The organism is Acinetobacter sp. 148 (genome assembly GCF_031196675.1).
Lineage (GTDB): Bacteria > Pseudomonadota > Gammaproteobacteria > Pseudomonadales > Moraxellaceae > Acinetobacter > Acinetobacter baumannii.
The window spans coordinates 20,019-43,724 of record NZ_JAVIMT010000066.1; the positions used below are offsets into that span (position 1 = coordinate 20,019).

Genomic DNA, 23,706 nt, shown 5'->3' on the forward strand with positions numbered 1-23,706 from the left:
CGGAGCTTTTTATGCAGTTAATATCTTTACCAAAGCAGATTTTACAGTGTGGACAGCTTCAATTAGATTTATCTCAGCCCCATGTTATGGGTATCTTAAATGTCACTCCTGATTCTTTCAGTGATGGTGGTAAACATAACCAATTAGACCAAGCGGTTGATCATGCACTTAGTATGATTGAGCAAGGCGCGACTATTATTGATATTGGGGGGGAATCTACCCGACCTGGTGCTTCAGAAGTTGTAGTAGAAGAAGAAGTGCGTCGTGTAGTACCTGTGGTCGAGGCTTTATCTCACCATAACGTTATTTTGTCGATCGACACAAGTCAGCCAGAAGTTATTCGCGCAGCAAAAGCAGCAGGAGCACATATCTGGAATGATGTCCGTGCCTTAACACGTCCCAATGCTTTAAAAACTGCCGTAGAATTAGATATACCTGTAGTAATTATGCATATGCGCGGTGAACCAACGACAATGAATCAGTTGGATCAGTACACTAATGTAACACTCGATGTGATGCAAGAGTTGCAACAGCGTATTGATGAGGCTTTGGCTGCTGGGGTAAAAAAGCACAATATTATTGTTGATCCTGGATTTGGCTTTGCGAAAAATGCCCAGCAAAATTTAAAACTATTAAAAGAATTTTGGAAACTTAATGAACTTGGTTATCCAATTTTATCTGGCCTTTCTCGTAAACGTTTCATAGGTGAAGCTTTACAAGGCGCTCCTGCAGATCAACGTGCTGTGGGAAGTGTAACTGGGCATTTGCTTAGTATTCAGCAGGGAGCATCCATTGTAAGAGCGCATGATGTAAAGGAAATGCATGAAGCAATTTTAGTTTGGAAAGCGATGCAGCAAGCCTAAATAATGACGTTATAAAATTGGACTCACTCAGTGCTCATTAAAATAGAGTAGATGAGTGAGTCGGGTAAATATCTCGTGATTTTTACGAAAATATGTTATAAGCGGCAAGTTTTTGCTGTTGTGTAAACTTTTGTATGTTTGAAGACTTACTTCTCCCAATGTTTGATGATGAATATTATCCAGATATTTTGGTCGCTGAACTCAAGCAGCTTATTGAACAATTTGCTAAAAAAGTTCAAAAACCTGCTTTAGCTGAGCAAGATATCTATCGATATGCTCATCAAACTGTAAATGAAATTAATGAAATGAAGCCACAGTTCGAAGATCTAGATTCATCGCTTGATGATAGTGCTGCTGATTATATTGCTGAGGCAATGATGATGGTGGTACAAGATGCAGGATATTTAGATCTGGAAATGGAAGAGTTGGTGATGAATCGAGAGTGGTGATTACTCTCGATTTTCAAAATTTTTGAGAGCTTCTAATAAATGACATGTCTCGTCTAAATGAACTTCGTCTATTTTCTCAATTTTTAAAATTAAATTTCCATTCTGCTGTTCATTTACTTCTGCCAATACGCTGACCCAATAGTTTTTTTGTTGCTGCTGTAGCTCTTTAAATTGAGTAAATATCTCTTGAGGGGCTTCAATTAGATAGTCATCTTGAGTAATAGAGCAGCGTACAAAGTGCCAATCATTATTTTTGAACAAGATTGTACCGTTAAATATATCTTCGGCATTTGCAAAGCGTATAAAAAAGAGTAGAGCGGATATAAATATTAATATTCTGATCATAGCATTATTTTCATCAGGCATAAAAAAACCAGCTTACGCTGGATTCTTTATGGCACCAAATTCAATAGTTGAAAATGGTGCCCGGGGCCGGACTCGAACCGGCACGCTTTGAGGGCGGGGGATTTTAAATCCCCTGTGTCTACCTATTTCACCACCCGGGCATGTGCGCAATAATAGAGGACAAGTGCGCGATTGGCAAGAGAAAAACAGAGAGTTTGCTTTATTTTCAATCAGTTCTTATCAGTATTTATATAAATTAACCAATTTATGTCATGATTTGTTCATCAAACTGAGATCAGTTGTTCATCTTCTCTACTTAAGTTTAAGACACTCATTGCTTAAAACTTAGGTAATTTTATGTCAGAGAAAATTTCACGCCGAGAATTAATTCAAAAAAGTCTACTCGGTTTTGGGGCTTTATCTATACCTGTTGCTTTTACAGGTTGTAATGATGGCTCAGATGATGAAAGCCCAGAAATACAAGCAGATTTTCTTCATGGTGTCGCAAGCGGGGACCCACTACAAGATAAAGTTATTTTGTGGACACGAGTAACACCGACAGACTCTGGGGGGCGCTTAAAGGTTGTATGGGAAATTTCAACCGATAATCAGTTTAAACAAAATTTAAAGACGGGAATGGTTGAAACAAGCAAGACTGATGACTTTACAGTGAAAATTGATGCAGCTGGGTTACAAGCAGATACGGTGTACTACTACCGTTTTAAATTTGGTAATAAGGTCTCATCAGTGGGGCAGACGAAAACATTACCAACATCCACCAATAAAGTGAGCTTTGCAGTATGTTCTTGTTCTAACTATCCTGCGGGTTACTTTTATGTTTATCGTGAAATGGCAAAACAGAATGTTGATGTCATTATTCACTTGGGTGACTATATTTATGAATATGGGGCAGATGGCTATGCGACAGAAGATGCAACCAAGCTAGGCCGTAATTTACCTGCCGATAATAATAAAGAAATTATTAAATTAGATGATTACCGCAAACGTTATGCGCTTTATCGTCAAGATAAAGATTTGCAAGCAGCTCATCAGCGCCATCCTTTTATTGTGATTTGGGATGACCATGAGTTGGCAAATGATGCTTGGCGTGAGGGGGCGGAAAATCATCAAAGTAATGAAGGGGCTTTTTCGGACCGTAAATTAGCTGCTCTACAGGCTTATTTTGAATGGATGCCAATTCGTCCAGTTTCTAGTACAGATCATTTAAATATTTATCGCCAGTTTAATTTTGGCTCTCTTGTTCAGTTAACCATGCTAGATACGCGTATTATTGCGCGTGATAAGCAGTTTGCATATACAGACTACATGACGGCTACAGGCTTGGATATTGCAAAGTTTCAGGCAGATTTAACTAATCCGGTGCGTACTTTGATGGGGTATACACAAAGAGATTGGTTGGTTGATAAATTAAAGCAATCTACAGCAACATGGAATGTAGTAGGGCAGCAAGTTTTAATGAGTAAAATGTGGATTCCAGCTGAGTTGTTGGCGTCTTTAGGGCAAATTACTTCAGGAGGAACTTCGCCTGATGCGCTTGCTAAGATGAATGCACAAATTACCGAGTTGGTCGCTTTAAAACTTCGTTTACAACAAAATGATCCGACATTAACAGCCCAAGAAAAAGCAAGAATTATGACGGTTGCGCCATATAATCTCGATGCTTGGGATGGTTACTATGCTGAGCGAGAGTTTGTGTACGATAAATTGGCCGAGTTTAATAAAAAGATCATTGTGTTAGCCGGGGATACACATAATGCATGGGCATCTTATTTATATAGCCAGAAAGGGAAATATGTTGGAGTTGAATTAGCGACGAGTTCTGTATCGTCTCCAGGTTTAGAAAAATATTTAAGTATTCCACTGGCTCAGCTTCAACAGTTTGAATTTGCATTTACTACATTAATTGATGAATTGGTTTATTGTAATTTAAATCAACGAGGATACTTGTTGGTTACTCTAGATCAGGCGCAAGTTCATTCTGAGTGGAGATTTGTAGATTCAATTAAAAATGCTGAATATCAAATCGATTCAAGTAGACAAAAAGATATTGTATTGGATCTGAACTTGATGCCGTTAAAACAAGGTCAAAAGACGGCTTAAAATTAAAAAATAGAGGGTTACATAGTAGCCCTTTTTTTAGGCATAAAAAAACCAGCTTACGCTGGATTCTTTATGACACCATATTCAGTACTTGAAGATGGTGCCCGGGGCCGGACTCGAACCGGCACGCTTTGAGGGCGGGGGATTTTAAATCCCCTGTGTCTACCTATTTCACCACCCGGGCTTTACCAAATTTGGAGGCGGAGGTCGGAATCGAACCGGCGTCCACGGAGTTGCAGTCCGCTGCATGACCACTCTGCCACCCCGCCTGCATTTGGTGATGCACATATTAGCAACCTTTACAAAAAAAACAATACTGTTTTGAGCGAAGATGCACATAAAAACAACATCTAGAATAAAATTGTCGAAATTATCATGTATTATTGGCACATTAAATTCATGTCTACCTTGGAGATGTGCTGTGGCATTGGTTTTAGACGGTCGTGCATTAGCAAAGCAAATTGAAGAAAATTTGTTGGTACGTGTTGAAGCTTTAAAAGCGAAAACAGGTCGTACCCCAATTTTAGCGACTATTTTGGTTGGGGATGATGGTGCTTCTGCAACTTATGTACGTATGAAAGGGAATGCCTGCCGCCGAGTAGGTATGGATTCATTAAAAATCGAATTACCACAAGAAACCACAACAGAACAATTATTAGCTGAAATTGAAAAGCTTAATGCCAATCCAGATGTTCACGGTATTCTTTTACAGCATCCAGTTCCTGCACAAATTGATGAGCGCGCATGTTTTGATGCAATCTCTTTAGCAAAAGATGTAGATGGCGTAACTTGCCTTGGTTTTGGCCGTATGGCAATGGGTGAAGCTGCATATGGTTCAGCGACTCCTGCTGGCATTATGACGATTCTTAAAGAAAACAATATCGAAATTGCTGGCAAACACGCGGTTGTAGTTGGTCGTTCAGCAATTTTAGGTAAACCAATGGCAATGATGTTGTTGCAAGCAAATGCGACAGTAACGATTTGTCATTCACGTACACAAAACTTACCTGAGCTTGTGAAACAAGCTGACATTATTGTTGGTGCTGTAGGTAAAGCTGAACTTATTCAAAAAGACTGGATTAAACAAGGTGCAGTTGTTGTAGACGCTGGTTTCCATCCACGTGATGGCGGCGGTGTAGGCGATATTCAATTACAAGGTATTGAAGAAATTGCTTCTGCTTATACACCAGTACCAGGTGGTGTTGGTCCAATGACCATTACAACTTTGATTCGTCAAACTGTAGAAGCTGCTGAAAAAGCTTTAGGTTAATTTAGTTTATTCACGGCAGCATCCTACCGTTTAACGAAAATGTTAGGAGCTCGTATGTTACTTTTCTTTCGGGATGAGTAGCGAATGCTACGCAAGACCAAAACGGTTGCACTAATTAAAGCAGTGGAATTGAACTAACGTATTTTTAGTAACTAGCCACTAACATGCTTTAAGCTACTGTTTTAGTCTTGCTCGTTATGCAGATGATCAAATAGTAATTATAAATTGTTGAGCTTATTTATGAGCTGCACCTTTCAACTGTCCAAAGCCCCTGAACATTTACTTCAAGCCTTACATGAAGTCATTCCTCATTGTGAATTAATGGCACAACAGCTGCCAGAAACTCCAATTTCTTTATGGTTGATTCCACCTGTTTTTCCAACTGATCGATTGGATGACGAAGTTATTCGCCGTATCTGGAATGACACGCCGTATTGGATTTTCTGTTGGGCATCAGGCTTGGCGATGGCTCAGTGGATACTTGCAGAGCCGCACCATGTTAAAGATAAAGTGGTGTTAGATTTCGGAGCAGGTTCTGGTGTAGTGGCAATTGCTGCAAAAATGGCAGGAGCAAAACGCGTAATCTGCTGTGATATTGATCAGGTCAGTTTAAATGCTTGTCGTGAAAATGCTTTACTTAATGATGTAGAACTCGAATATTTGGATGATTTATATAAGGCTGAGCAAGTCGATGTTTTACTTGCTGCCGATGTGTTATATGACCAATGTAATCGCTTTTTCTTAGATGAATTTTTAAAATTTGCACCAGAAGTATGGGTAGCAGATAGCCGTGTTAAAAATTTTAGTCATCCAAAATATGAAAAAATTGAAGAAAGAAGTGCAACAACTTGGCCAGATCTGGATGAAGCAAAAGAATTTAGAAATGTAAGTTTTTATAAGACGCTGTAAGAGAACAGCGTCTTTTTTTATGTTATGAACAAGTATAACGAACGACTTTTAATGTACTTGGACGTGCTTCAAGTGCTTGGCGTGTCGCATAATCTTCACCATTATTTAAGCTAGGTGTATTTGATAAGCCAAAAGAAGCGCGGGTTTCACCTAGTTGAATTCCGTAATGCTCATCTTTAGCTGGATTAGGAATTTCATTGATGCTTAAAATTGATAATTTATAAACTTTCTGAGCACCTAACACATTTTGACAAGCGCGTTGCAATTTACGCTCATCAAGTTGCTGGTTACTACGACCAGCTAAAGTGTAAGCTAAAGTCGCTGAAGTTTTTGTTTGATTTTCAATCTGGTAGCCAGTTGAACCATTATATTGTCGAGGCGTAGTCTGACATGCAGTTAAAATGAACATACTACTTAATGCCAAACATAGAATACTTTTATTCATCAGTATCGTCCTTATTTTCTTATATGAAGTATCTCATAAAATAGAAACGTTGTTGGAGCTTATTCACTAAGTTAGAGCTAACATTCACTTATGATATTAGCTCTAATTGAAGGATTTTAATGTTCTTTAATTTTTGAATGATGCTTGGTGTCTTTCATGAAGATATAAATCAGCAATGAAATGAAAATCATGATACTGACGTAAATAAAGAACCAAGATTCGTGCCCGGCTTCTTTAAAACTTAATGCAAAAAACTCGGCTGTACCACCAAATAAAGTATTCGCAATTGCATAAGGTAATGCGACACCTAAAGCTCGAATATGTGCAGGGAAAAGTTCAGCTTTCACTACAGCATTAATTGATGTGTAGCCGGTTACCATAACCAGTCCACCTAAACATAGCCAGAAAGCAGTCCAGTAGTTATGCGTGTTTGCAAGTGTATCAAACAAAATATAAGTGAATAAAACACCTGTGACCCCGAAGGCGATCATAAGCGGTTTACGGCCAATTCGATCTGATAAGGCACCTGCCAATGGCTGTAAGCACATAAAGATGAATAAGGCTAAAGTGGTAATTTGAGTAGCCTCAGGCTTGGTAAAACCAGAAGTATTCACTAAATATTTCTGTAAATAGGTGGTGTAAGTATAAAAAGCTAAAGTACCACCAGCAGTTAGGAATAATACAGTGAAGGCTTCTTTAGGATAATGTTTAAATAAAGCAAACATTCCTGATTTCGGCTGATCTGTTTCTGCTTGAGCGTTTTTAAAGGATTGAGTTTCCAATAAGCCACGACGAATACGGAACACCACAATAGCTAAAAGGGCTCCGATGAAAAACGGAACACGCCATCCCCAGTCATGCAGTTGTTCTTCGGTGAGTATCATTTGCAAGATGAGTAGTACGCATAAAGCTGTAAGCTGTCCTGCAATTAAAGTGACATATTGGAAGCTTGAGAAAAAACCACGACGATCTTTTTCTGCCATTTCACTTAAGTACGTTGCACTTGCGCCATATTCACCGCCTACACTTAAGCCTTGAATTAAACGTGCAATAACCAAAAGCAATGGAGCAAATACGCCAATACTTTCGTAGGAAGGTGTAACAGCAATCAGTAGCGAACCGATACACATTAAAGTAACGGAAAGCGTAAGGCCCGCTTTACGTCCTTTACGGTCAGAATAGATCCCCATAATCCATGCGCCAATGGGACGCATAAGGAAACCAACTGCAAAAATAGCTGCAGCTTGAAGAAGTTGAGCGGTTTGACTTCCTTTTGGGAAAAATGCATGAGCAAAATAGAGCGTAAATGCGGCATATACATACCAGTCGTACCATTCGACAAGGTTACCGGCAGAACCGCCCAAAATTGATTTTAGACGGGTTTTTGTATCTAAATTAGAATGTGGAGTTGTTGCGGTAGAAGGTTGATCAACCATGATTCGCTCCATGTTTCGCTTGGGTTGAATGCTAAAAAAGAGAAGATTTATTCCGTTTTTACATATTATCTACAGGAGTATTTCACTTTATTTTTTTTATGTCTGTAAAACAATGTTTATTATTTAAGCAAAGGAATAAGTTGAATATTTATGTGATTTCAAATTAGGCGATCAGCATATTTTTATCTTCTAATTTCAATATTTTTCTTATTACTTTTTTCCATGCAGTAAAAAATTGATAAAGAATGGGTAATGTTTGGACGAAGAAACCCTATGCCACTTAAAAATAATGATATATTCCAAAGAAAATTTTAAATAAATACAGTTAGGCATGATGTTTTTGCATTGTGGGCTAGATGTGTGTGGAAAATGAAAGGGACATTCAGATGTCAAATTGCCCGAAAAAATATATTGTCGCTTTTGATCAGGGAACAACAAGCTCAAGAGCAATTGTTTTAGATCATGATGCGAACGTTGTCAGTATTGCTCAAAGAGAATTTACCCAGATTTACCCTCAGCCAGGTTGGGTTGAGCATGATCCTATGGAAATTTGGGCAACTCAAAGTGCTGTATGGGTCGAAGCATTGGCTCAAGCTGGCATAAAGAGTGAACAAGTTGCGGCAATTGGAATTACAAACCAACGGGAAACCACTATTGTCTGGGACAAAAAAACAGGAAGGCCTATTTACAATGCGATTGTTTGGCAAAGCCGACAAACAACGGAAATATGCAATCAATTGTATAAAGCAGGTTGGCAAGAATATATCCGTAAGACCACCGGTTTAGTCATTGATCCATATTTCTCGGCCACAAAAATTAAATGGATTTTGGATCATGTTGAAGGCAGCCGTGAGCGTGCTGAGCGGGGAGAGTTATTATTCGGTACGGTGGACACTTGGCTCATTTGGAAACTAACTAATGGGGCCGTCCATGTCACTGATTTTACCAATGCATCTCGAACCATGCTGTTTGATATCGAAAAGCTTGAGTGGGATGAAAAGCTTTTACAAGCTTTAGACATTCCTAGAGCAATGTTGCCGGAGGTTCGTAGTTCATCTGAGGTTTATGGATATACACATACCATTAGTGGACAAGAAGTAGGAATCCCAATTGCCGGAATCGCGGGTGATCAGCAGGCTGCGCTTTTTGGTCAAATGTGTGTTGAGTCGGGACAGGCTAAAAATACCTACGGTACTGGCTGTTTTCTACTCATGAATACGGGTAAAAAGATTGTCCGTTCAGAGCATGGATTACTCACAACTATTGCCTGTGGTGCGAGTGGTGAGGTGAACTATGCCTTAGAGGGTGCCGTATTTAACGGTGGTTCTTGCGTACAGTGGTTACGTGATGAACTAAAGGTTATTAAGAATGCTAAGGATTCCGAGCTTTATGCAACACGTGTAAAGGATAATAATGGTGTATATGTAGTACCTGCTTTTACCGGGTTAGGAGCACCGTATTGGGACCCGACAGCTCGCGGCGCAATTTTTGGTCTGACGCGTGGGGCTAGTATTGAACATATTATTCGTGCAACTCTAGAGTCTATAGCCTTTCAAACTCGAGATGTTTTAGACGCCATGCAACAAGATGCAGAAGAAGAGCTTCGTACACTCCGTGTTGATGGAGGAGTAACGGAAAATAATTTCTTGATGCAATTTCAGGCCGATATTTTAACGACACCGGTAGAGCGTCCAATAATGAAAGAAACTACAGCATTGGGTGCAGCTTTCCTGGCAGGGTTGGCCACTGGTTTTTGGCAAGATCTTCATGAGTTAAGAAATAAATCTGCCATAGAAAAGGTATTTGAACCGAAAATGCCTTCTGAACAAGCTGAACTCATTTATAAAGGTTGGCTAAAAGCAGTTAAGCGTAGCCAAAATTGGGCAGAGGATTGAGCTTTTTCTTAACTAGTTGAATTCAATAGTAGGGTAGTCAATGGATAGTTAAATGCTAGAGGATGCAAAATTGATTATTCTACTTTTTTGATTGTTGTTTCATCAATTTGATGTTTTAATTTTTATAAGATCAACAATAAAAAGAACATGAGAAATGAAAGTACAACCTAATGATTATTCAAAAATATATGATATTGCTGTAATTGGTGGCGGTATTAATGGTGTTGGTATTGCCAATGATGCAGCAGGGCGCGGATTATCGGTATTTTTATGTGAAAAAGATGATTTAGCCAGCCATACCTCATCTGCTAGCAGCAAATTAATTCATGGCGGCCTACGTTATTTAGAACATAAAGAATTCAGGCTGGTCAGAGAAGCATTAGCAGAGCGTGAAGTATTGCTAGCTAAAGCACCACATATTATTAAACCCATGCGCTTTATTATGCCTCATCGACCACATTTACGCCCTGCATGGTTGATTCGTGCTGGGCTGTTTTTTTATGATCATTTGGGAAAACGAGAAAAATTATTAGGATCAAATCTCATTTATTTCAAAGAAGATAGCCCTTTAAAACCAGCGATAACACGTGGTTTTGAATATTCTGACTGTACTGTAGATGATGCGCGTCTTGTGGTGTTAAATGCACTACAAGCTAAAGAGAAAGGGGCAAAAGTCGTTACACGTACGCGTTGTGTTAAGGCTTATAGACAACAGGAGTTGTGGCATCTGGAGTTACAAAGCGGAGCTGAGTTTTATCAGATACGTGCACGAGCTTTAGTGAATGCGGCGGGACCTTGGGTTGAAGAAATTATTAGTGAAAACCTGAACTTAAGTTCACCTTATCAAATTAGGCTTATACAAGGAAGTCATATTGTTGTGCCAAAATTATATGACTGCCATAAGGCCTTTATTATGCAAAATGAAGATCGACGGATCGTTTTTGCAATTCCTTATTTAGAAAAATATACCCTCATTGGTACAACAGATCAGGAATACACAGGTGATCCACAAAAAGTAGAGATTACTGATGTGGAAATTGATTACCTTTTGACAGTGACAAATTCACATTTTAAAAAGCAGTTGACGCGAGCTGATATTGTAAGTCAGTACTCGGGTGTGCGTGCTTTATGTGATGATGAGTCGGATAATCCATCTGCAATTACACGCGACTATACTTTGGCTCTACAGGCAGAAGATAAAACTACACCATTGCTCTCAGTGTTTGGGGGCAAGATTACAACTTACCGAAAGTTAGCCGAGGCTGCTTTAGAGCATCTGGCTCCGTTTTTTAATGACATGGCAGAGGAGTGGACTGCAGATGAGCCATTACCTGGCGCCGAAAACTGGACCACACTAGATGATTTAATCAACCAGATTAAAACACGTGTAAGTGGAATTTCTGAATCACTTGCTAACCGTTGGGCTCATGCATATGGCACAAGAGTGTGGAATATGCTTAAAGAGCGAAATGCTATAGAACAATTGGGTCAACATTTTGGCCATGATTTGTTTGAGTGTGAAGTCAGATATTTGTGTGAATATGAATGGGCTCACACAGCAGAAGATATACTTTGGCGCAGATCTAAATTAGGTTTAGCATTTGATGAAAAACAGGTAAAAGTTTTAGAAGCTTATTTATCAGAACGTCGATTAAAAGACGATGCCGCATAATAAAAAAGGTCGCACATGGCGACCTTTTTTATATAGAGCAATTAGAAGCCAGTTTTTACAGCTTCAAGTAAAGCTGCTTGACGTTCTTTTAATGCTTTAGGTAAGCGTTCGCCAAGTTTATTGAATAACTCAGTGTGGCTTTCAATTTCAGTAACCCACTGGTCTTTATCTTGATTTGTGATGAGGTCAAATTGTTCTTTAGTGAACTCAGTACCTTCCCAATTCAAGTCTTCATATGTTGGAACAAAACCGATAGGTGTTTCAACAGCGTTCGCACGACCTTCACAACGATCAATGATCCACTCAAGAACACGCATGTTTTGACCGAAACCAGGCCATACGAAGTTGCCTTCAGCATCACGACGGAACCAGTTTACGTTGAAGATTTTTGGTAATTTATTGCCAGAAGCTTCAGCTTTTTCACTTACTTTCGCACCAAGGTTTAACCAGTGGTCAAAGTAGTCAGCCATGTTATAGCCAGCAAATGGAAGCATCGCGAATGGGTCACGGCGAACAATACCTTGTTGACCAACAGCAGCAGCAGTAGTTTCAGAACCCATAGTTGCCGCTTTATATACACCGTCAACCCAGTCGAAAGCTTCAGAAACTAAAGGTACTGTATCTGCACGACGACCACCGAAGATGAATGCAGAAATTGGAACACCTGCTGGGTTTTCCCAATCAGCATCGATAGATGGACATTGACCTGCTGCAACAGTGAAACGAGCATTTGGATGTGCTGCTTTTTCGCCGTTTACGTGAGGTTGACCTTTCCAGTTAGTTAAGTTTGCTGGAACTTCTTTAGAAAGACCTTCCCACCATACTTGACCATCGTCAGTTACTGCTACGTTTGTATAGATAACGTCTTTGTGAAGAGTTGCCATACAATTCGGGTTAGTTTTGGTATTTGTACCAGGTGCTACACCGAAGAAACCAGCTTCAGGGTTAATCGCATATAAACGACCATCTTCACCTGGTTTAATCCAAGCAATATCGTCACCTACAGTTTCGATCTTCCAACCTTCATAACCTGCTGGCGGAATTAACATTGCAAAGTTTGTTTTACCACAAGCAGACGGGAATGCAGCAGCGATGTAGTGTTTTTCACCTTGAGGGTTAGTTACACCAAGAATAAGCATGTGTTCAGCTAACCAACCTTGTTCGCGTCCCATGACAGAAGCGATACGAAGAGCTAAACATTTTTTACCAAGTAACGCGTTACCGCCGTAACCAGAACCGAAAGACCAGATTTCGCGAGTTTCTGGGTAATGAACGATATATTTCTCTGGGTTACAAGGCCAAGCAACATCTTTTTGACCTTCAGCAAGTGGAGCACCTACTGTATGTACGCAAGGAACAAACTCGCCATCTGTACCTAATACGTCATAAACTGCTTTACCCATACGTGCCATTTTGCGCATGCTAACAGCTACATAAGGAGAGTCAGTTAATTCGATACCAATGTGAGCAATATGGCTACCTAAAGGACCCATAGAGAAAGGAACAACGTACATGGTACGGCCTTTCATTGAACCTTCAAATAAACCATTTAATTTTTCACGCATAACAGCTGGATCTTCCCAGTTGTTTGTCGCACCAGCATCTTCTTTATTTTGAGAGCAGATGTAAGTACGATCTTCAACACGCGCAACGTCAGATGGGTCAGAATTTGCAAGATAAGAACCAGGATGTTTTTCTTGGTTTAATTTCTGCATGGTGCCGTTAGCGATCATCAAGTCGATTAGACGTTGATACTCTTCTTCGCTTCCGTCACACCATTCGATTTTTGCTGGTTTGGTTAAGTTTGCAATTTCTTCAACCCATGCTATAAGCTTAGGATGACGAACGAATTCTGGTGCGTTCACTGTGGTCATGGTGAGGCCTATTCAAAATATGTACAACGTACAAGTCATTCATTGGGATACAATGAAAGATCAAATAAAAAAGTGGCTGTATTAAAGCATAAAATCATAAAAAAAATAAGACTAAAGACTAACTAGCAGATATTTGGAGTTTTCTTTATTTTTTAATGAAAATCATATGTTTATATGTTTTTATAAGGTTTTTGCTTTTATATTTTTATGTTATATGTATGTTATTTATCTAAATTATTTTGTTTAAAATCAATTAGTTAGGCTTGAAAAATTTTTTTGAGAATTATTATTGATTATACAAATGAAGCTCATTCAAAATTTACATAAAGAGACTTTTAATAGGCGATTTTATATACAAAATAGAATAAAGAACTGACTTTACGATAATAAAATGCGGCCTTTGAAACCTCTTTCAATCATCTATAACGAAAAATCAGGATTTCATGCTTCAAAACATGAAGACGTCTATGAGCAGCTCATGACTGTATTTACAGAATATGGTTTTGAAATACAAGTATTTGAATTAAATGAAAATACATTATTTGATGATTTGATAAATAATGTTATTCATCGACATTCACAAAATGAAAATACAGGAGTGGTTGTTGCGGCAGGAGGAGATGGTACTTTAAATGCGGTTGCAACTAAACTTAAAAATACTTCTATTCCCATGGGAATTCTGCCTTTAGGGACTTTTAATTATGTTGCTAAAGTTTTAGAGATTCCGTTAGACCTTTTAGAGGCAGCAGAGGTTATTGCAACAGGTAAACCTAGGTCAGTACATGTAGCAGTTATTAATGATCATATTTATCTAAATAATGCCAGTTTAGGTTTATATCCTCTTTTTATCAAAAAACGCGAACTCTACAATAAATATTTAGGAAGACTGCCTTTACATGCCTATACCTCAGCTTTAGATGTTTTATTGAGAGAAAATAAATCAATGAAGCTTTCTATAACTGTAGATGGCAAGAAATACCCAGTTAAAGCGCCGCTTATTTTCTTTGGAAATAACCAATTGCAACTATGTGATATGAAGCTCAGAATTGCAGAATGTGCAGCACAGGGAAGAGTCGCTGGAGTTGTAATTACAAAAAGTGATAAGCTGAGTTTACTAAATATGCTTTGGCAATGGGTTCAAGGTAAAGTTGAAGATGCACAAGATGTATATAGTTTTTGTGCTGATCATGTCATTGTTGAATGTGCAAAGAAAACCAAACTCACAGTGGCCTTAGATGGAGAAATCATAGAGATGAAACCTCCTTTAAATTTCACTGTAGAAAAAAATGCTTTAAATATTATGGTGCCGAATGTTACTACATCTGTCTGATTTACACTTTGGGACAGAAAAAAAAGAGTGTTTAGAGGCAATAAGAGATTTTTGTATTCAGCAACAGCCTGAAGTGATTGTTGTGAGCGGCGATATTACTCAACGCGCCAAATATGAACAATTTTTTAAATGTCGACAGTATTTAGATAGCCTCAATATTCCTTATCTTGTGGTGCCTGGTAACCACGATATACCTTTGTATCATATCTGGAACCGTTTTTTTTCTCCATTTACCCGTTATCGATATTTTTTTGGTGAATTAGAGCCGACTTTAGAAACTGAACATTTTTATATTGTTGGGGTGAATAGTATACGTCGTCGTTATCATACGCGTGGGCATATTTCGATTGAACAAATTCAAGCTACTTATGAGCGTTTAGACAGGGGACCTAAAAATAAAATAAAGCTAGTTGTTTTTCATCAACCCTTTTATACGCCGCCTGATAATAAGCATGGAATAAAAGATTGTCCGGTTCTAGGCAAAATCGCTTTAGAAAAGTGGAGTACTACTGGTCTATTTGGAATGTTACATGGGCATCTCCATAAAACAGCTATATATGATTTAACTCAGATTTATTCTTTAAAAATAGATCATCCTATTTTTGATATACATGCAGGTACAGCAACTTCTACTCGCTTATATCATCATAATCCAAATAGCTTTAATACAATTTCAAATGAAGGAAAAATTCAGCATTATTGGTTTAATGAACAGCTGGCTGAATTCACTTCATATTGATTTGGTTTAGATGAGCTTAAATATTTGATTGTTTAAAAAATATTCAAAAAAGAGAAAATTTTTTCTTATTTCCCCTTGAAGCCATTTTTTTCATCCCCACAAAAGTGACATCTAAATATTTTGTTATTGCTCTGGATTAAAGCAATAACGATTAATCAAAAAGACTAAGTCTGATGGAGTTAATTATGAGCAACATTCGTCCATTACATGATCGCGTTGTGATTCGTCGCGTAGAAGAAGAAACCAAAACTGCTGGCGGTATTTTATTGCCAGGTTCTGCTGCTGAAAAACCATCTCAAGGTGAAGTAATTGCAGTAGGCAATGGTCAAATCACTGATAACGGCGTACGTGCTTTGGATGTTAAAGTTGGTGACAAGGTGTTATTTGGTACTTATGCAGGTACAACAGTTAAAGTAAATGGTGAAGAACTCTTAATCATGAAAGAGTCAGACATCTTAGCTGTATTAGAAGGCTAATCGATCCATAACTCAATTCATTATCAGATTCAGTATTTAAAAAGATTCGGAGTTTAATATGTCAGCTAAAGACGTAAAATTTGGTGATTCAGCTCGCTCAAAAATGATTGCAGGGGTAAACGTACTTGCAGATGCGGTTAAAGTGACTTTAGGTCCAAAAGGCCGTAATGTTGTGATCGACCGCTCCTTCGGTGCGCCGCACATCACTAAAGACGGTGTAACTGTTGCAAAAGAAATTTCATTAAAAGACAAGTTTGAAAACATGGGTGCTCAACTTGTTCGTGAAGTTTCAAGCAAAACTAACGATATCGCAGGTGACGGTACAACAACTGCAACTGTACTTGCTCAAGCAATTTTAAATGAAGGTATCAAATCAGTAACTGCTGGTATGAACCCAATGGATTTAAAACGCGGTATCGACATTGCAGTAAAAACTGTAGTTGAAAATATCCGTTCTATTGCTAAACCAGCTGATGATTTCAAAGCAATTGAACAAGTAGGTTCAATCTCTGCTAACTCTGATACTACTGTTGGTAAACTTATTGCTCAAGCAATGGAAAAAGTAGGTAAAGAAGGCGTAATCACTGTAGAAGAAGGCTCTGGCTTCGAAGACGCATTAGACGTTGTAGAAGGTATGCAGTTTGACCGTGGTTATATCTCTCCGTACTTTGCAAACAAACAAGATACTTTAACTGCTGAACTTGAAAATCCGTTCATCCTTCTTGTTGATAAAAAAATCAGCAACATTCGTGAATTGATTTCTGTTTTAGAAGCAGTTGCTAAAACTGGTAAACCACTTCTTATCATCGCTGAAGATGTTGAAGGTGAAGCGCTTGCAACTCTTGTTGTAAACAACATGCGCGGTATCATCAAAGTATGTGCTGTTAAAGCTCCTGGTTTCGGTGACCGTCGTAAAGCAATGCTTCAAGACATTGCGATCTTGACTGGCGCAACAGTTATTTCTGAAGAAGTTGGTATGTCTTTAGAACAAGCAACTCTTCAAGATTTAGGTACAGCGCACAAAATTACTGTTTCTAAAGAAAACACAGTTATTGTTGACGGTGCTGGTGATGCTGCTGCTATCGCTGAACGTGTTCAACAAATCCGTGCTCAAATCGAAGAATCTACTTCAGAATATGACCGTGAAAAATTACAAGAACGTGTTGCTAAGTTAGCAGGCGGTGTTGCTGTAATTAAAATCGGTGCTGCAACTGAAGTTGAAATGAAAGAGAAGAAAGACCGCGTAGACGACGCACTTCACGCAACTCGTGCAGCAGTTGAAGAAGGTGTTGTTGCTGGTGGTGGTGTTGCTCTTGTTCGCGCTGTAAATGCTCTTGAAGGCTTAAAAGGCGCTAACGAAGATCAAACAGCTGGTATCAACATTTTACGCCGTGCGATCGAGGCTCCACTTCGTCAAATCGTTGCGAATGCTGGTGATGAGCCATCTGTAGTTATCAACGCTGTTAAGAATGGTGAAGGTAACTTCGGTTACAACGCTGCAACTGGCGAATATGGTGATATGTTAGAAATGGGTATCCTTGACCCAGCTAAAGTAACTCGTTCTGCACTTGAGCACGCTGCTTCTGTTGCTGGCTTAATGTTAACTACAGAATGTATGATTACTGACATTCCGGAAGACAAACCAGCTGCTCCAGATATGGGCGGTATGGGTGGTATGGGCGGAATGATGTAATAACGCATCAACGCTTTAACCCAAAAAAATCCCTGCATTCGCAGGGATTTTTTTTATTTTTCCATTAATTTTAAGAATAAGTTAAGTTCAGAACCCTAAAATTAAAACAGGAACAGCAGCTAGAAGTTCCTCTTTTGTTACAACCATGCTTATCTATTTATAAGCATGGTTTTTTTTATCCAAATAAAATAATAAGCCAAGTGGCGACAATAATAGAAAGTGCAACAAACTGAGCGGCACTACCCATATCTTTTGCATTTTTGGAAAGTTGGTGTTTCTCGAGTGAAACTCGGTCAACCACTGCTTCAATGGCAGAGTTGAAGAGCTCAACAATGATGGCAAATAAACAGACAATGATCATCAGGGTATGTTCGCCGCGAGTTACATCCAGGAAAAAGCTTATAGGGATGAGTACAAGATTAATTAAAACAATTTGCCGAAATGCAGCTTCATTTTGATAAGCAGCTTTAAATCCTGAAATTGAATAACTGGTGGCATTCAAGATGCGCTTTAGGCCACTTTTACCTTTATAGGGAGAATAACTATCCATTCACTTATATTTTTGACACTTTTCATGCATTATATAGTGCAGCCCTTAAAAAAATATTAAATCTTTTTTAAAGATTTTGACTTTATAACTCCATAGAGAAGAAGAGATGAAAAAACTATTTGTAGCCTTAGGACTTATCATGGGTAGCTTGCATATAAGCTATGCAGAACCAGCTTCAGCTCAACAAGTACCCGGATATTACCATCATCAATTTGGTAATTATCGGATAACTTCCTTGCTCGATGGCACTATTTATCTAGATCCTAAATTGTTTAAAAATTTAAGTCCGGCTGAAAAAACTAAAATTTTAACGAAATATGCTGCTGTAAATGAGAAGGGGATTCAGACTTCAGTAAATGCCTTTTTAGTTGATGATGGTAAAAGTTTGACGCTTGTTGACAGTGGAGCTGCGAGTTGTTTTGGTCCACAGTTAGGTTCAATTGCTAAAAATCTTGAATTAGCGGGCTATCAACTTGCCAATGTGAAAACTGTTTTATTGACCCACTTACATCCAGACCATGTGTGCGGTATTGCTCAAAATGGAAAAGCCGTATTTCCTAATGCAACGATCTATGCTCATGAACGTGAAGCAGATTATTGGTTAAATCCAGCAAATGAAAAAACTGTACCAGCGGATAAAAAAGAAAATTATTTAGGTACTGTTAAAAACGTAAAAGCTGCACTTGCACCTTATCAAGCAAAAAAAGCATTCAAAACCTTTAAAGATGGTGATGTTATTCAAGGTTTTGAAGTGATCAATACACATGGGCACACACCGGGACACCATAGCTTCCGTTTGAAGAGTAAAGGGCAACAAATTGTCTTTGTTGGTGATATTGTCCACTCACATTCTTTACAGTTTGATGCTCCAAAAACTGGGGTAGATTTTGATGTAAATTCAGAGCAGGCAATTAATACTCGTTTAAAAATGTTTGCTGAAATTTCAAATAAGCAACAATGGGTAGCTGCCCCGCATTTACCGTTCCCTGGAATTGGCCATGTGTATAAAGTGAGTGCTGAGCAGTATCAGTGGATTCCTTTATATTTTAATAACAGTCTTGATAAATAAAAAAAACAGGGCATTCATTGCCCTGTTTTTTTATGAAGATTGAGTTATTTTACTGCTTTTTCAAAATTAGTGACAGCTTCGCGACCGAGTGCTGGGTCATCTGTAAAGACGCCATCAACGCCTGCCTTGAAATAGGCTTCAAACTCTTTTAACGCACCAGATGGACAACGTTCTGCAGGTTTATCTGAGCTGCACTTTAACGGCGCTGGTAAGAAGTTATTTTCTGGTCGGAAAGTATAAGGATGTACTTTTAAGCCAGCCGTATGTGCATCAGAAATAAACGTACTAGTTTTATAAGAGCCATCATTATTAAAGGTCAGTATGTAACCTTTACTTGGTCCTACACCATTTGCATATTTGGCAACATCTTTTAACCCTTGTGCTGTGGCCAAATCTGCATAAGTTTTAGTGTCACCAGACTCTACGAAGTCTGCTGGTCGAGATGTTTTTGAATCGTATAGCTGAATAATTTGTGCATGTTTAAGCGTCTTATGAAGATCCAGCTCATTTTTTAAATATTTTAAATTACTCACTTCAAAAGACTGTAAATAGACAGGTGCAATATCACGTGTATATTTATATTTGGCTAAGGTTTTTAGAAGAGTATCTTCCATTGCCAGATTTTGATTTTTAAAATAAGTCGGATGTTTCGTCTCAATATATAACCCTATAATTTTCCCCGTCTTTTTATAGTTAGCTTCGGCAAGCTCAATGATTTGTTCTAGAGTTGGGACAGGGTAAAGATCATTATAAGCTGTGTTGGCTGGTCGAAACTCAGGAATACGTTCACGCGCTTTAAGCTGCTGTAATTCACTTAAAGTGAAGTCTTCCGTGAACCAACCGGTTAAGTCGACGCCATCAATATTTTTTGTTTTTTTACGGTCTGCAAACTGACTTAAAGTGCTTACATTGGTTGTTCCACCAATCTCATTTTCATGGCGGGCAACCAGTACGCCATCTTTTGTAGAGACTAGATCAGGTTCAATGAAATCTGCGCCGTCATCAATCGCTTTTTGATATGAAGCTAAAGTATGTTCAGGACGTAAAGCGCTAGCGCCACGGTGTCCTACTACTAAAATTTTAGGAAGTTGATATTCTGGCGTGGTTGGCGTCGTTTCAGTTTTATCGTCATCATTACAACCAACCAAGCTAATTAAACTTAAGCATAAAAGTGCTTTTCTAAACATAATTCTACTCATATTGTTTTAGTTGAAACGACTCAAGTTTCGGTGCTTTGTTTGACATGATCATGAAGAATTCATGAATTTTAAGTGACACTCGTTAACTGGTTTTTTATTGGTTTGTTGGAAATATTCAATCACGCTTTGTTTTTGTCTTAATTACATTTATTGTTTAATTCTACTTGTCTTTTTTATACCGCTCGTTGATCATCACAAGGTCTCGAAGCGGCATTTACTTCTGTTAATTAACGACATCATACCGAGCAGCCATGCTATCTAAATTTTTTATTCAACGCCCCATTTTTGCCAATGTATTGGCGATCATTGTTATGGCTTTCGGTATTTTTTCGGTTATGAATTTGCCTGTAGAACGGTATCCAGACATTGCTCCACCTAAAATTACTGTGTCAGCCAACTATAGTGGTGCAGATGCACAAACGGTTGAGCAAAGTGTTACTCAAATTTTAGAACAGCAAATACAAGGGATTGATCACTTACTCTATTTTAGTTCATCAAGTGACTCATCTGGACGTAGTCGAATCACTATAAGTTTTGATAACGGAACAAATCCGGATACTGCTCAGGTCCAAGTACAAAATAGTATTAGTGGCGTAATACGTCGCTTACCTGATGAAGTTCAACGCCAAGGTGTTACGGTAAGTAAGTCACTGGGTGATACTTTTATGGTAATTGGCTTATATGACTCGACTGGTAAAACAGGAAACATTGAGCTATCGGACTATTTAACTACGCATGTGGTAGATAACCTGAACCGTATTGAAGGGGTGGGCGAAACTGATGTATTTGGTTCACAATATGCCATGCGTATCTGGTTAAATCCGGATAAATTAAAACAATATAATTTAATGCCAAGTGATGTAGCGAATGCAATCACCGCACAAAATACTCAGGTCGCCGCAGGGGCAATTGGTGACTTACCCGTAATTGACGGTCAATATTTAAATACAAAAGTCACAGCAGGTTCTCGCTTAAAAACAGTTGAGGATTTTAAAAATATTGTCGTGAAGTCGAATAAAACGGCGAGTTATGTGTATTTAAAAGATATTGCCAGAGTTGAGTTAGGTGCAGAAAACTATCAGTCTTTTAACACTATTAATGGCTATCCTGCCGCAGGTTTGGGTATTTCTTTATCTTCGGGTGCAAATGCAATTCAGACCTCTAAGCTCATCCACCAAACTCTAGATCAGCTTACAACGAAACTACCAGCGGGTTATAAAATCGTTTATCCACGAGATAATACGCCCTTTGTTCAAGAGTCAATTAAGGAAGTAGTAAAGACTCTGGTAGAGGCGATTATTCTGGTTATTTTGGTCATGTTCCTGTTCTTACAAAGCTGGCGTGCTACGCTCATTCCGAGTATTACTGTTCCAGTTGTAATTTTAGGAACCTTCGCTGTCTTATATGTGCTTGGTTTTAGTATTAACACCTTAACATTATTTGCGCTGGTACTTGCGATTGGTTTGCTGGTCGATGACGCGATTGTGGTCGTGGAAAACGTTGAGCGGCTCATGCATGAACAGCACTTATCTCCTAAAGAAGCTGCTATTGAGTCGATGGGGGAAATTAGTGGGGCCTTAGTCGGAATTACGTTGGTTTTAACTGCTGTTTTTATTCCAATGTCCTTTTTAGGCGGTTCAATTGGGGTGATTTACCGTCAGTTTTCTATTACTTTAGTTGCCGCTATGGCGTTGTCCCTTATTGTTGCGCTCATTTTAACACCGGCTTTATGTGCATTAATTTTAAAACCAAACCCTCAACCTCAGCGCTGGGCCGTATGGTTTAACCAAAAGATTGAGCAACTTAAAAATCAATATATCAAGCTTGTTCAGACGAGTATTCATTACAGTAAATCAGTTATTGTGATTTTTGTGGCTTTAATTGCCGTTTTTACGCTGTTCTATAACGGTTTAAAAAGCGGTTTTATTCCTAAAGAAGACCAAGGAATTTTAAGTGTTCAAATTAAGCTCGTAGATAGCGCACCAATTTCTCAAAGCCAGAAAATTGGTGAGCAAGTCCGCCAATATTTCTTAACTCAAGAAGATAAAAACGTAGATTTGGTTTTAATCCGCTATGGACGAAATTATTCGGGCACGGGACAAAACTTGGCACAAGGGTTTATTGCTCTAAAACCGTGGGATGTCCGAACAGGAAAAGAAAACTCGGCTGAGGCTATACAAAAGCGTGCAATGAAATACTTTAGTCATTTTAATAATGCACAGATTAATGTGACTTTACCTGCCTCAGTTAATGGCTTAGGTCAAACAGATGGTCTGGATTTATGGATTCAGGATTTGAATGGGCAAGGGCAAGATTTTCTAGATAGTGCCTTCCGCCAATTGCAGGCTCAAAGTAAAAATTATTCAACCTTCGAAAACTTTGATAAGCAGTCAACCAATAGCAAGGCAAATCTTAATATTAAGATTGACCAGAAACAGGCACTAGCAAATGGACTACAGCTATCGGCAATTAATAACACTTTGTCGAGCGCATGGGGCGGAACTTATGTAAATGACTTTGTTGATCGGGGACGTATTAAACGTGTCATGATTCAAGGTGATGCCGAGTTTAGATCTAAACCGGAAGATTTATATAACTGGTCTGTACGTAATGACCAAAATGAAATGGTTCCGTTTAGTTCATTTGCCAACTTTAGCTGGGGCGGGGCGCCGGAAATTGTAAAACGCTATATGGGATATAGTGCTTTACAACTACAAGCAGATGTTGCGAGTGGCAGCAGTTCTGGCCAAGCGATGAAAGATGTAGAACAACTTGTTAACCAACAAAAAGATATTGGTTTAGCGTGGACAGGTTTATCTTTTGAAGAACAGAAGTCGACTAATCAGGCTGTGTGGTTATATTTAATTTCGGCTGGATTTATTTTCTTATGTTTAGCTGCTTTATATGAAAGCTTAAGTATTCCTGCCGCCGTAATGACATCTATTCCGCTTGGTGTAGGAGGAAGTGTGATTTTCTCTTATATTTTTGGTTTGCCAAATGACGTGTATTTCCAAATTGCGCTATTAACGACTATTGGTTTGTCATGTAAAAATGCCATTTTAATTGTTGAATTCGCGGCCTTAGCGCAAGAAAAAGGTAAGAATGCCATTCAGGCAGCTTTAGAAGGTGCGAGCTTACGATTAAGACCGATTTTAATGACATCTTTGGCTTTTGGTGCTGGTGTGATTCCTCTTGTGTTTGCACAAGGCGCTGGAGCTGTAAGTCGTCAAGAAATCGGTATTAGTATTTTAGGTGGCGTTATGTTTGGTACTGTACTGGTTCTTTTCTTTATTCCAGTCATGTACGTGTTACTGCGTTCCTTGTTCAGATCGAAAGCTACTAGTTAAAAGTAAACAATTTAAAAACGGGCA

The 23,706-nt window shown here is 38.6% G+C and carries 19 protein-coding genes and 3 tRNA genes; 13 read left to right on the forward strand and 9 right to left on the reverse strand.

Features of this window, described 5'->3' with window-relative positions:
• The first annotated feature begins 11 nt into the window (after positions 1-11).
• Positions 12-863 carry a dihydropteroate synthase gene (gene folP / locus RFX69_RS11830; protein WP_289332669.1) on the forward strand — a complete coding sequence of 284 codons (852 nt, stop codon included), beginning with the start codon at positions 12-14 and terminating at the stop codon, positions 861-863.
• 134 nt (positions 864-997) lie between these two features.
• Positions 998-1,312 carry a DUF5713 family protein gene (locus RFX69_RS11835; protein WP_000461267.1) on the forward strand — a complete coding sequence of 105 codons (315 nt, stop codon included), beginning with the start codon at positions 998-1,000 and terminating at the stop codon, positions 1,310-1,312.
• Here RFX69_RS11835 and RFX69_RS11840 read toward each other — a convergent pair whose 3' ends face one another.
• A complete protein-coding gene (locus RFX69_RS11840) occupies positions 1,313-1,678 on the reverse strand; it encodes a hypothetical protein (protein WP_001112529.1) in 366 nt (121 codons plus the stop codon).
• A gap of 54 nt (positions 1,679-1,732) precedes the next feature.
• A tRNA-Leu gene (locus RFX69_RS11845) sits at positions 1,733-1,818 on the reverse strand.
• 196 nt (positions 1,819-2,014) lie between these two features.
• Here RFX69_RS11845 and RFX69_RS11850 point away from each other — a divergent pair.
• On the forward strand, positions 2,015-3,778 hold the full coding sequence (locus tag RFX69_RS11850; RefSeq protein ID WP_289332670.1) for an alkaline phosphatase: 1,764 nt from the start codon (positions 2,015-2,017) through the stop codon (positions 3,776-3,778).
• Between the two features lie 98 nt (positions 3,779-3,876).
• On the opposite strand, the gene RFX69_RS11855 is transcribed toward RFX69_RS11850, so the two are convergent.
• Both RFX69_RS11855 and RFX69_RS11860 read right to left on the reverse strand, forming a co-directional pair.
• Positions 3,877-3,962, reverse strand: a tRNA-Leu gene (locus tag RFX69_RS11855).
• An 11-nt stretch (positions 3,963-3,973) separates the two neighbouring features.
• A tRNA-Cys gene (locus tag RFX69_RS11860) sits at positions 3,974-4,047 on the reverse strand.
• Between the two features lie 152 nt (positions 4,048-4,199).
• Here RFX69_RS11860 and folD point away from each other — a divergent pair.
• Together folD and RFX69_RS11870 are read left to right on the forward strand one after the other, a co-directional pair.
• Complete coding sequence (gene folD, locus RFX69_RS11865; protein ID WP_001229846.1) at positions 4,200-5,048, forward strand: bifunctional methylenetetrahydrofolate dehydrogenase/methenyltetrahydrofolate cyclohydrolase FolD; 849 nt, start codon at positions 4,200-4,202, stop codon at positions 5,046-5,048.
• A gap of 240 nt (positions 5,049-5,288) precedes the next feature.
• Entirely contained in the window at positions 5,289-5,957 is a 669-nt protein-coding gene (locus tag RFX69_RS11870; RefSeq protein WP_001278008.1) for a methyltransferase, read from the forward strand.
• Positions 5,958-5,979: 22 nt separating this feature from the next.
• Here the strand turns inward: RFX69_RS11870 and RFX69_RS11875 are convergent, their stop codons facing one another.
• The gene (locus tag RFX69_RS11875) at positions 5,980-6,402 is read right to left on the reverse strand and encodes a hypothetical protein (RefSeq protein WP_001043188.1); all 423 of its coding nucleotides are present in this window, start codon (positions 6,400-6,402) and stop codon (positions 5,980-5,982) included.
• 116 nt (positions 6,403-6,518) lie between these two features.
• Positions 6,519-7,850: an MFS transporter gene (locus RFX69_RS11880; protein WP_001984607.1), complete on the reverse strand. Its 1,332-nt coding sequence runs from the start codon at positions 7,848-7,850 to the stop codon at positions 6,519-6,521.
• A 374-nt stretch (positions 7,851-8,224) separates the two neighbouring features.
• On the opposite strand from RFX69_RS11880, the gene glpK reads away from it, so the two are divergent.
• Both glpK and glpD read left to right on the forward strand, forming a co-directional pair.
• Positions 8,225-9,733, forward strand: coding sequence for a glycerol kinase GlpK (gene glpK, locus RFX69_RS11885; RefSeq protein WP_000063780.1), 1,509 nt, complete (start codon positions 8,225-8,227; stop codon positions 9,731-9,733).
• Positions 9,734-9,887: 154 nt separating this feature from the next.
• Positions 9,888-11,405, forward strand: coding sequence for a glycerol-3-phosphate dehydrogenase (gene glpD, locus RFX69_RS11890; protein WP_000868051.1), 1,518 nt, complete (start codon positions 9,888-9,890; stop codon positions 11,403-11,405).
• 41 nt (positions 11,406-11,446) lie between these two features.
• Here the strand turns inward: glpD and RFX69_RS11895 are convergent, their stop codons facing one another.
• Positions 11,447-13,279 carry a phosphoenolpyruvate carboxykinase (GTP) gene (locus tag RFX69_RS11895; protein WP_000214355.1) on the reverse strand — a complete coding sequence of 611 codons (1,833 nt, stop codon included), beginning with the start codon at positions 13,277-13,279 and terminating at the stop codon, positions 11,447-11,449.
• 391 nt (positions 13,280-13,670) lie between these two features.
• Here RFX69_RS11895 and RFX69_RS11900 point away from each other — a divergent pair, with 391 nt between their 5' ends.
• The 4 genes from RFX69_RS11900 to groL all read left to right on the forward strand — a co-directional run bounded on the left by RFX69_RS11900 (position 13,671) and on the right by groL (position 17,517).
• Positions 13,671-14,609, forward strand: coding sequence for a diacylglycerol kinase family protein (locus RFX69_RS11900; RefSeq protein ID WP_001247651.1), 939 nt, complete (start codon positions 13,671-13,673; stop codon positions 14,607-14,609).
• Complete coding sequence (locus RFX69_RS11905; RefSeq protein WP_005128066.1) at positions 14,590-15,348, forward strand: metallophosphoesterase family protein; 759 nt, start codon at positions 14,590-14,592, stop codon at positions 15,346-15,348. The genes RFX69_RS11900 and RFX69_RS11905 overlap by 20 nt, the downstream gene beginning before the upstream one ends.
• A 185-nt stretch (positions 15,349-15,533) precedes the next feature.
• Complete coding sequence (gene groES, locus RFX69_RS11910) at positions 15,534-15,824, forward strand: co-chaperone GroES (RefSeq protein WP_000065579.1); 291 nt, start codon at positions 15,534-15,536, stop codon at positions 15,822-15,824.
• A gap of 58 nt (positions 15,825-15,882) precedes the next feature.
• Positions 15,883-17,517 carry a chaperonin GroEL gene (gene groL, locus RFX69_RS11915; protein ID WP_001274623.1) on the forward strand — a complete coding sequence of 545 codons (1,635 nt, stop codon included), beginning with the start codon at positions 15,883-15,885 and terminating at the stop codon, positions 17,515-17,517.
• Positions 17,518-17,692: 175 nt separating this feature from the next.
• On the opposite strand, the gene RFX69_RS11920 is transcribed toward groL, so the two are convergent.
• A complete protein-coding gene (locus RFX69_RS11920; RefSeq protein WP_289332672.1) occupies positions 17,693-18,067 on the reverse strand; it encodes a diacylglycerol kinase in 375 nt (124 codons plus the stop codon).
• A 106-nt stretch (positions 18,068-18,173) separates the two neighbouring features.
• Here RFX69_RS11920 and RFX69_RS11925 point away from each other — a divergent pair, with 106 nt between their 5' ends.
• A complete protein-coding gene (locus RFX69_RS11925; protein WP_000732900.1) occupies positions 18,174-19,136 on the forward strand; it encodes an MBL fold metallo-hydrolase in 963 nt (320 codons plus the stop codon).
• 44 nt (positions 19,137-19,180) lie between these two features.
• Here the strand turns inward: RFX69_RS11925 and RFX69_RS11930 are convergent, their stop codons facing one another.
• The gene (locus tag RFX69_RS11930) at positions 19,181-20,323 is read right to left on the reverse strand and encodes a glycerophosphodiester phosphodiesterase (RefSeq protein WP_032059408.1); all 1,143 of its coding nucleotides are present in this window, start codon (positions 20,321-20,323) and stop codon (positions 19,181-19,183) included.
• A gap of 263 nt (positions 20,324-20,586) precedes the next feature.
• Between RFX69_RS11930 and RFX69_RS11935 the strand changes: the two genes are divergently transcribed.
• Positions 20,587-23,682 (forward strand): multidrug efflux RND transporter permease subunit, encoded by a 3,096-nt coding sequence (locus tag RFX69_RS11935; RefSeq protein WP_289332673.1) that lies wholly within the window; start codon positions 20,587-20,589, stop codon positions 23,680-23,682.
• Positions 23,683-23,706: the final 24 nt, after the last annotated feature.

Bases quoted from the DNA above. Each gene is read 5' to 3' on its own strand.
- groES (WP_000065579.1), top strand. From the start codon at position 15,534: ATGAGCAACATTCGTCCATTACATGATCGCGTTGTGATTCGTCGCGTA.
- RFX69_RS11835 (WP_000461267.1), top strand. From the start codon at position 998: ATGTTTGAAGACTTACTTCTCCCAATGTTTGATGATGAATATTATCCA.
- RFX69_RS11880 (WP_001984607.1), bottom strand. From the start codon at position 7,850: ATGGAGCGAATCATGGTTGATCAACCTTCTACCGCAACAACTCCACAT.
- RFX69_RS11925 (WP_000732900.1), top strand. From the start codon at position 18,174: ATGAAAAAACTATTTGTAGCCTTAGGACTTATCATGGGTAGCTTGCAT.
- RFX69_RS11870 (WP_001278008.1), top strand. From the start codon at position 5,289: ATGAGCTGCACCTTTCAACTGTCCAAAGCCCCTGAACATTTACTTCAA.
- folP (WP_289332669.1), top strand. From the start codon at position 12: ATGCAGTTAATATCTTTACCAAAGCAGATTTTACAGTGTGGACAGCTT.
- glpD (WP_000868051.1), top strand. From the start codon at position 9,888: ATGAAAGTACAACCTAATGATTATTCAAAAATATATGATATTGCTGTA.
- RFX69_RS11900 (WP_001247651.1), top strand. From the start codon at position 13,671: ATGCGGCCTTTGAAACCTCTTTCAATCATCTATAACGAAAAATCAGGA.
- RFX69_RS11905 (WP_005128066.1), top strand. From the start codon at position 14,590: ATGTTACTACATCTGTCTGATTTACACTTTGGGACAGAAAAAAAAGAG.
- RFX69_RS11840 (WP_001112529.1), bottom strand. From the start codon at position 1,678: ATGCCTGATGAAAATAATGCTATGATCAGAATATTAATATTTATATCC.
- RFX69_RS11875 (WP_001043188.1), bottom strand. From the start codon at position 6,402: ATGAATAAAAGTATTCTATGTTTGGCATTAAGTAGTATGTTCATTTTA.
- RFX69_RS11895 (WP_000214355.1), bottom strand. From the start codon at position 13,279: ATGACCACAGTGAACGCACCAGAATTCGTTCGTCATCCTAAGCTTATA.
- RFX69_RS11935 (WP_289332673.1), top strand. From the start codon at position 20,587: ATGCTATCTAAATTTTTTATTCAACGCCCCATTTTTGCCAATGTATTG.
- RFX69_RS11930 (WP_032059408.1), bottom strand. From the start codon at position 20,323: ATGTTTAGAAAAGCACTTTTATGCTTAAGTTTAATTAGCTTGGTTGGT.
- glpK (WP_000063780.1), top strand. From the start codon at position 8,225: ATGTCAAATTGCCCGAAAAAATATATTGTCGCTTTTGATCAGGGAACA.
- RFX69_RS11850 (WP_289332670.1), top strand. From the start codon at position 2,015: ATGTCAGAGAAAATTTCACGCCGAGAATTAATTCAAAAAAGTCTACTC.
- groL (WP_001274623.1), top strand. From the start codon at position 15,883: ATGTCAGCTAAAGACGTAAAATTTGGTGATTCAGCTCGCTCAAAAATG.
- RFX69_RS11920 (WP_289332672.1), bottom strand. From the start codon at position 18,067: ATGGATAGTTATTCTCCCTATAAAGGTAAAAGTGGCCTAAAGCGCATC.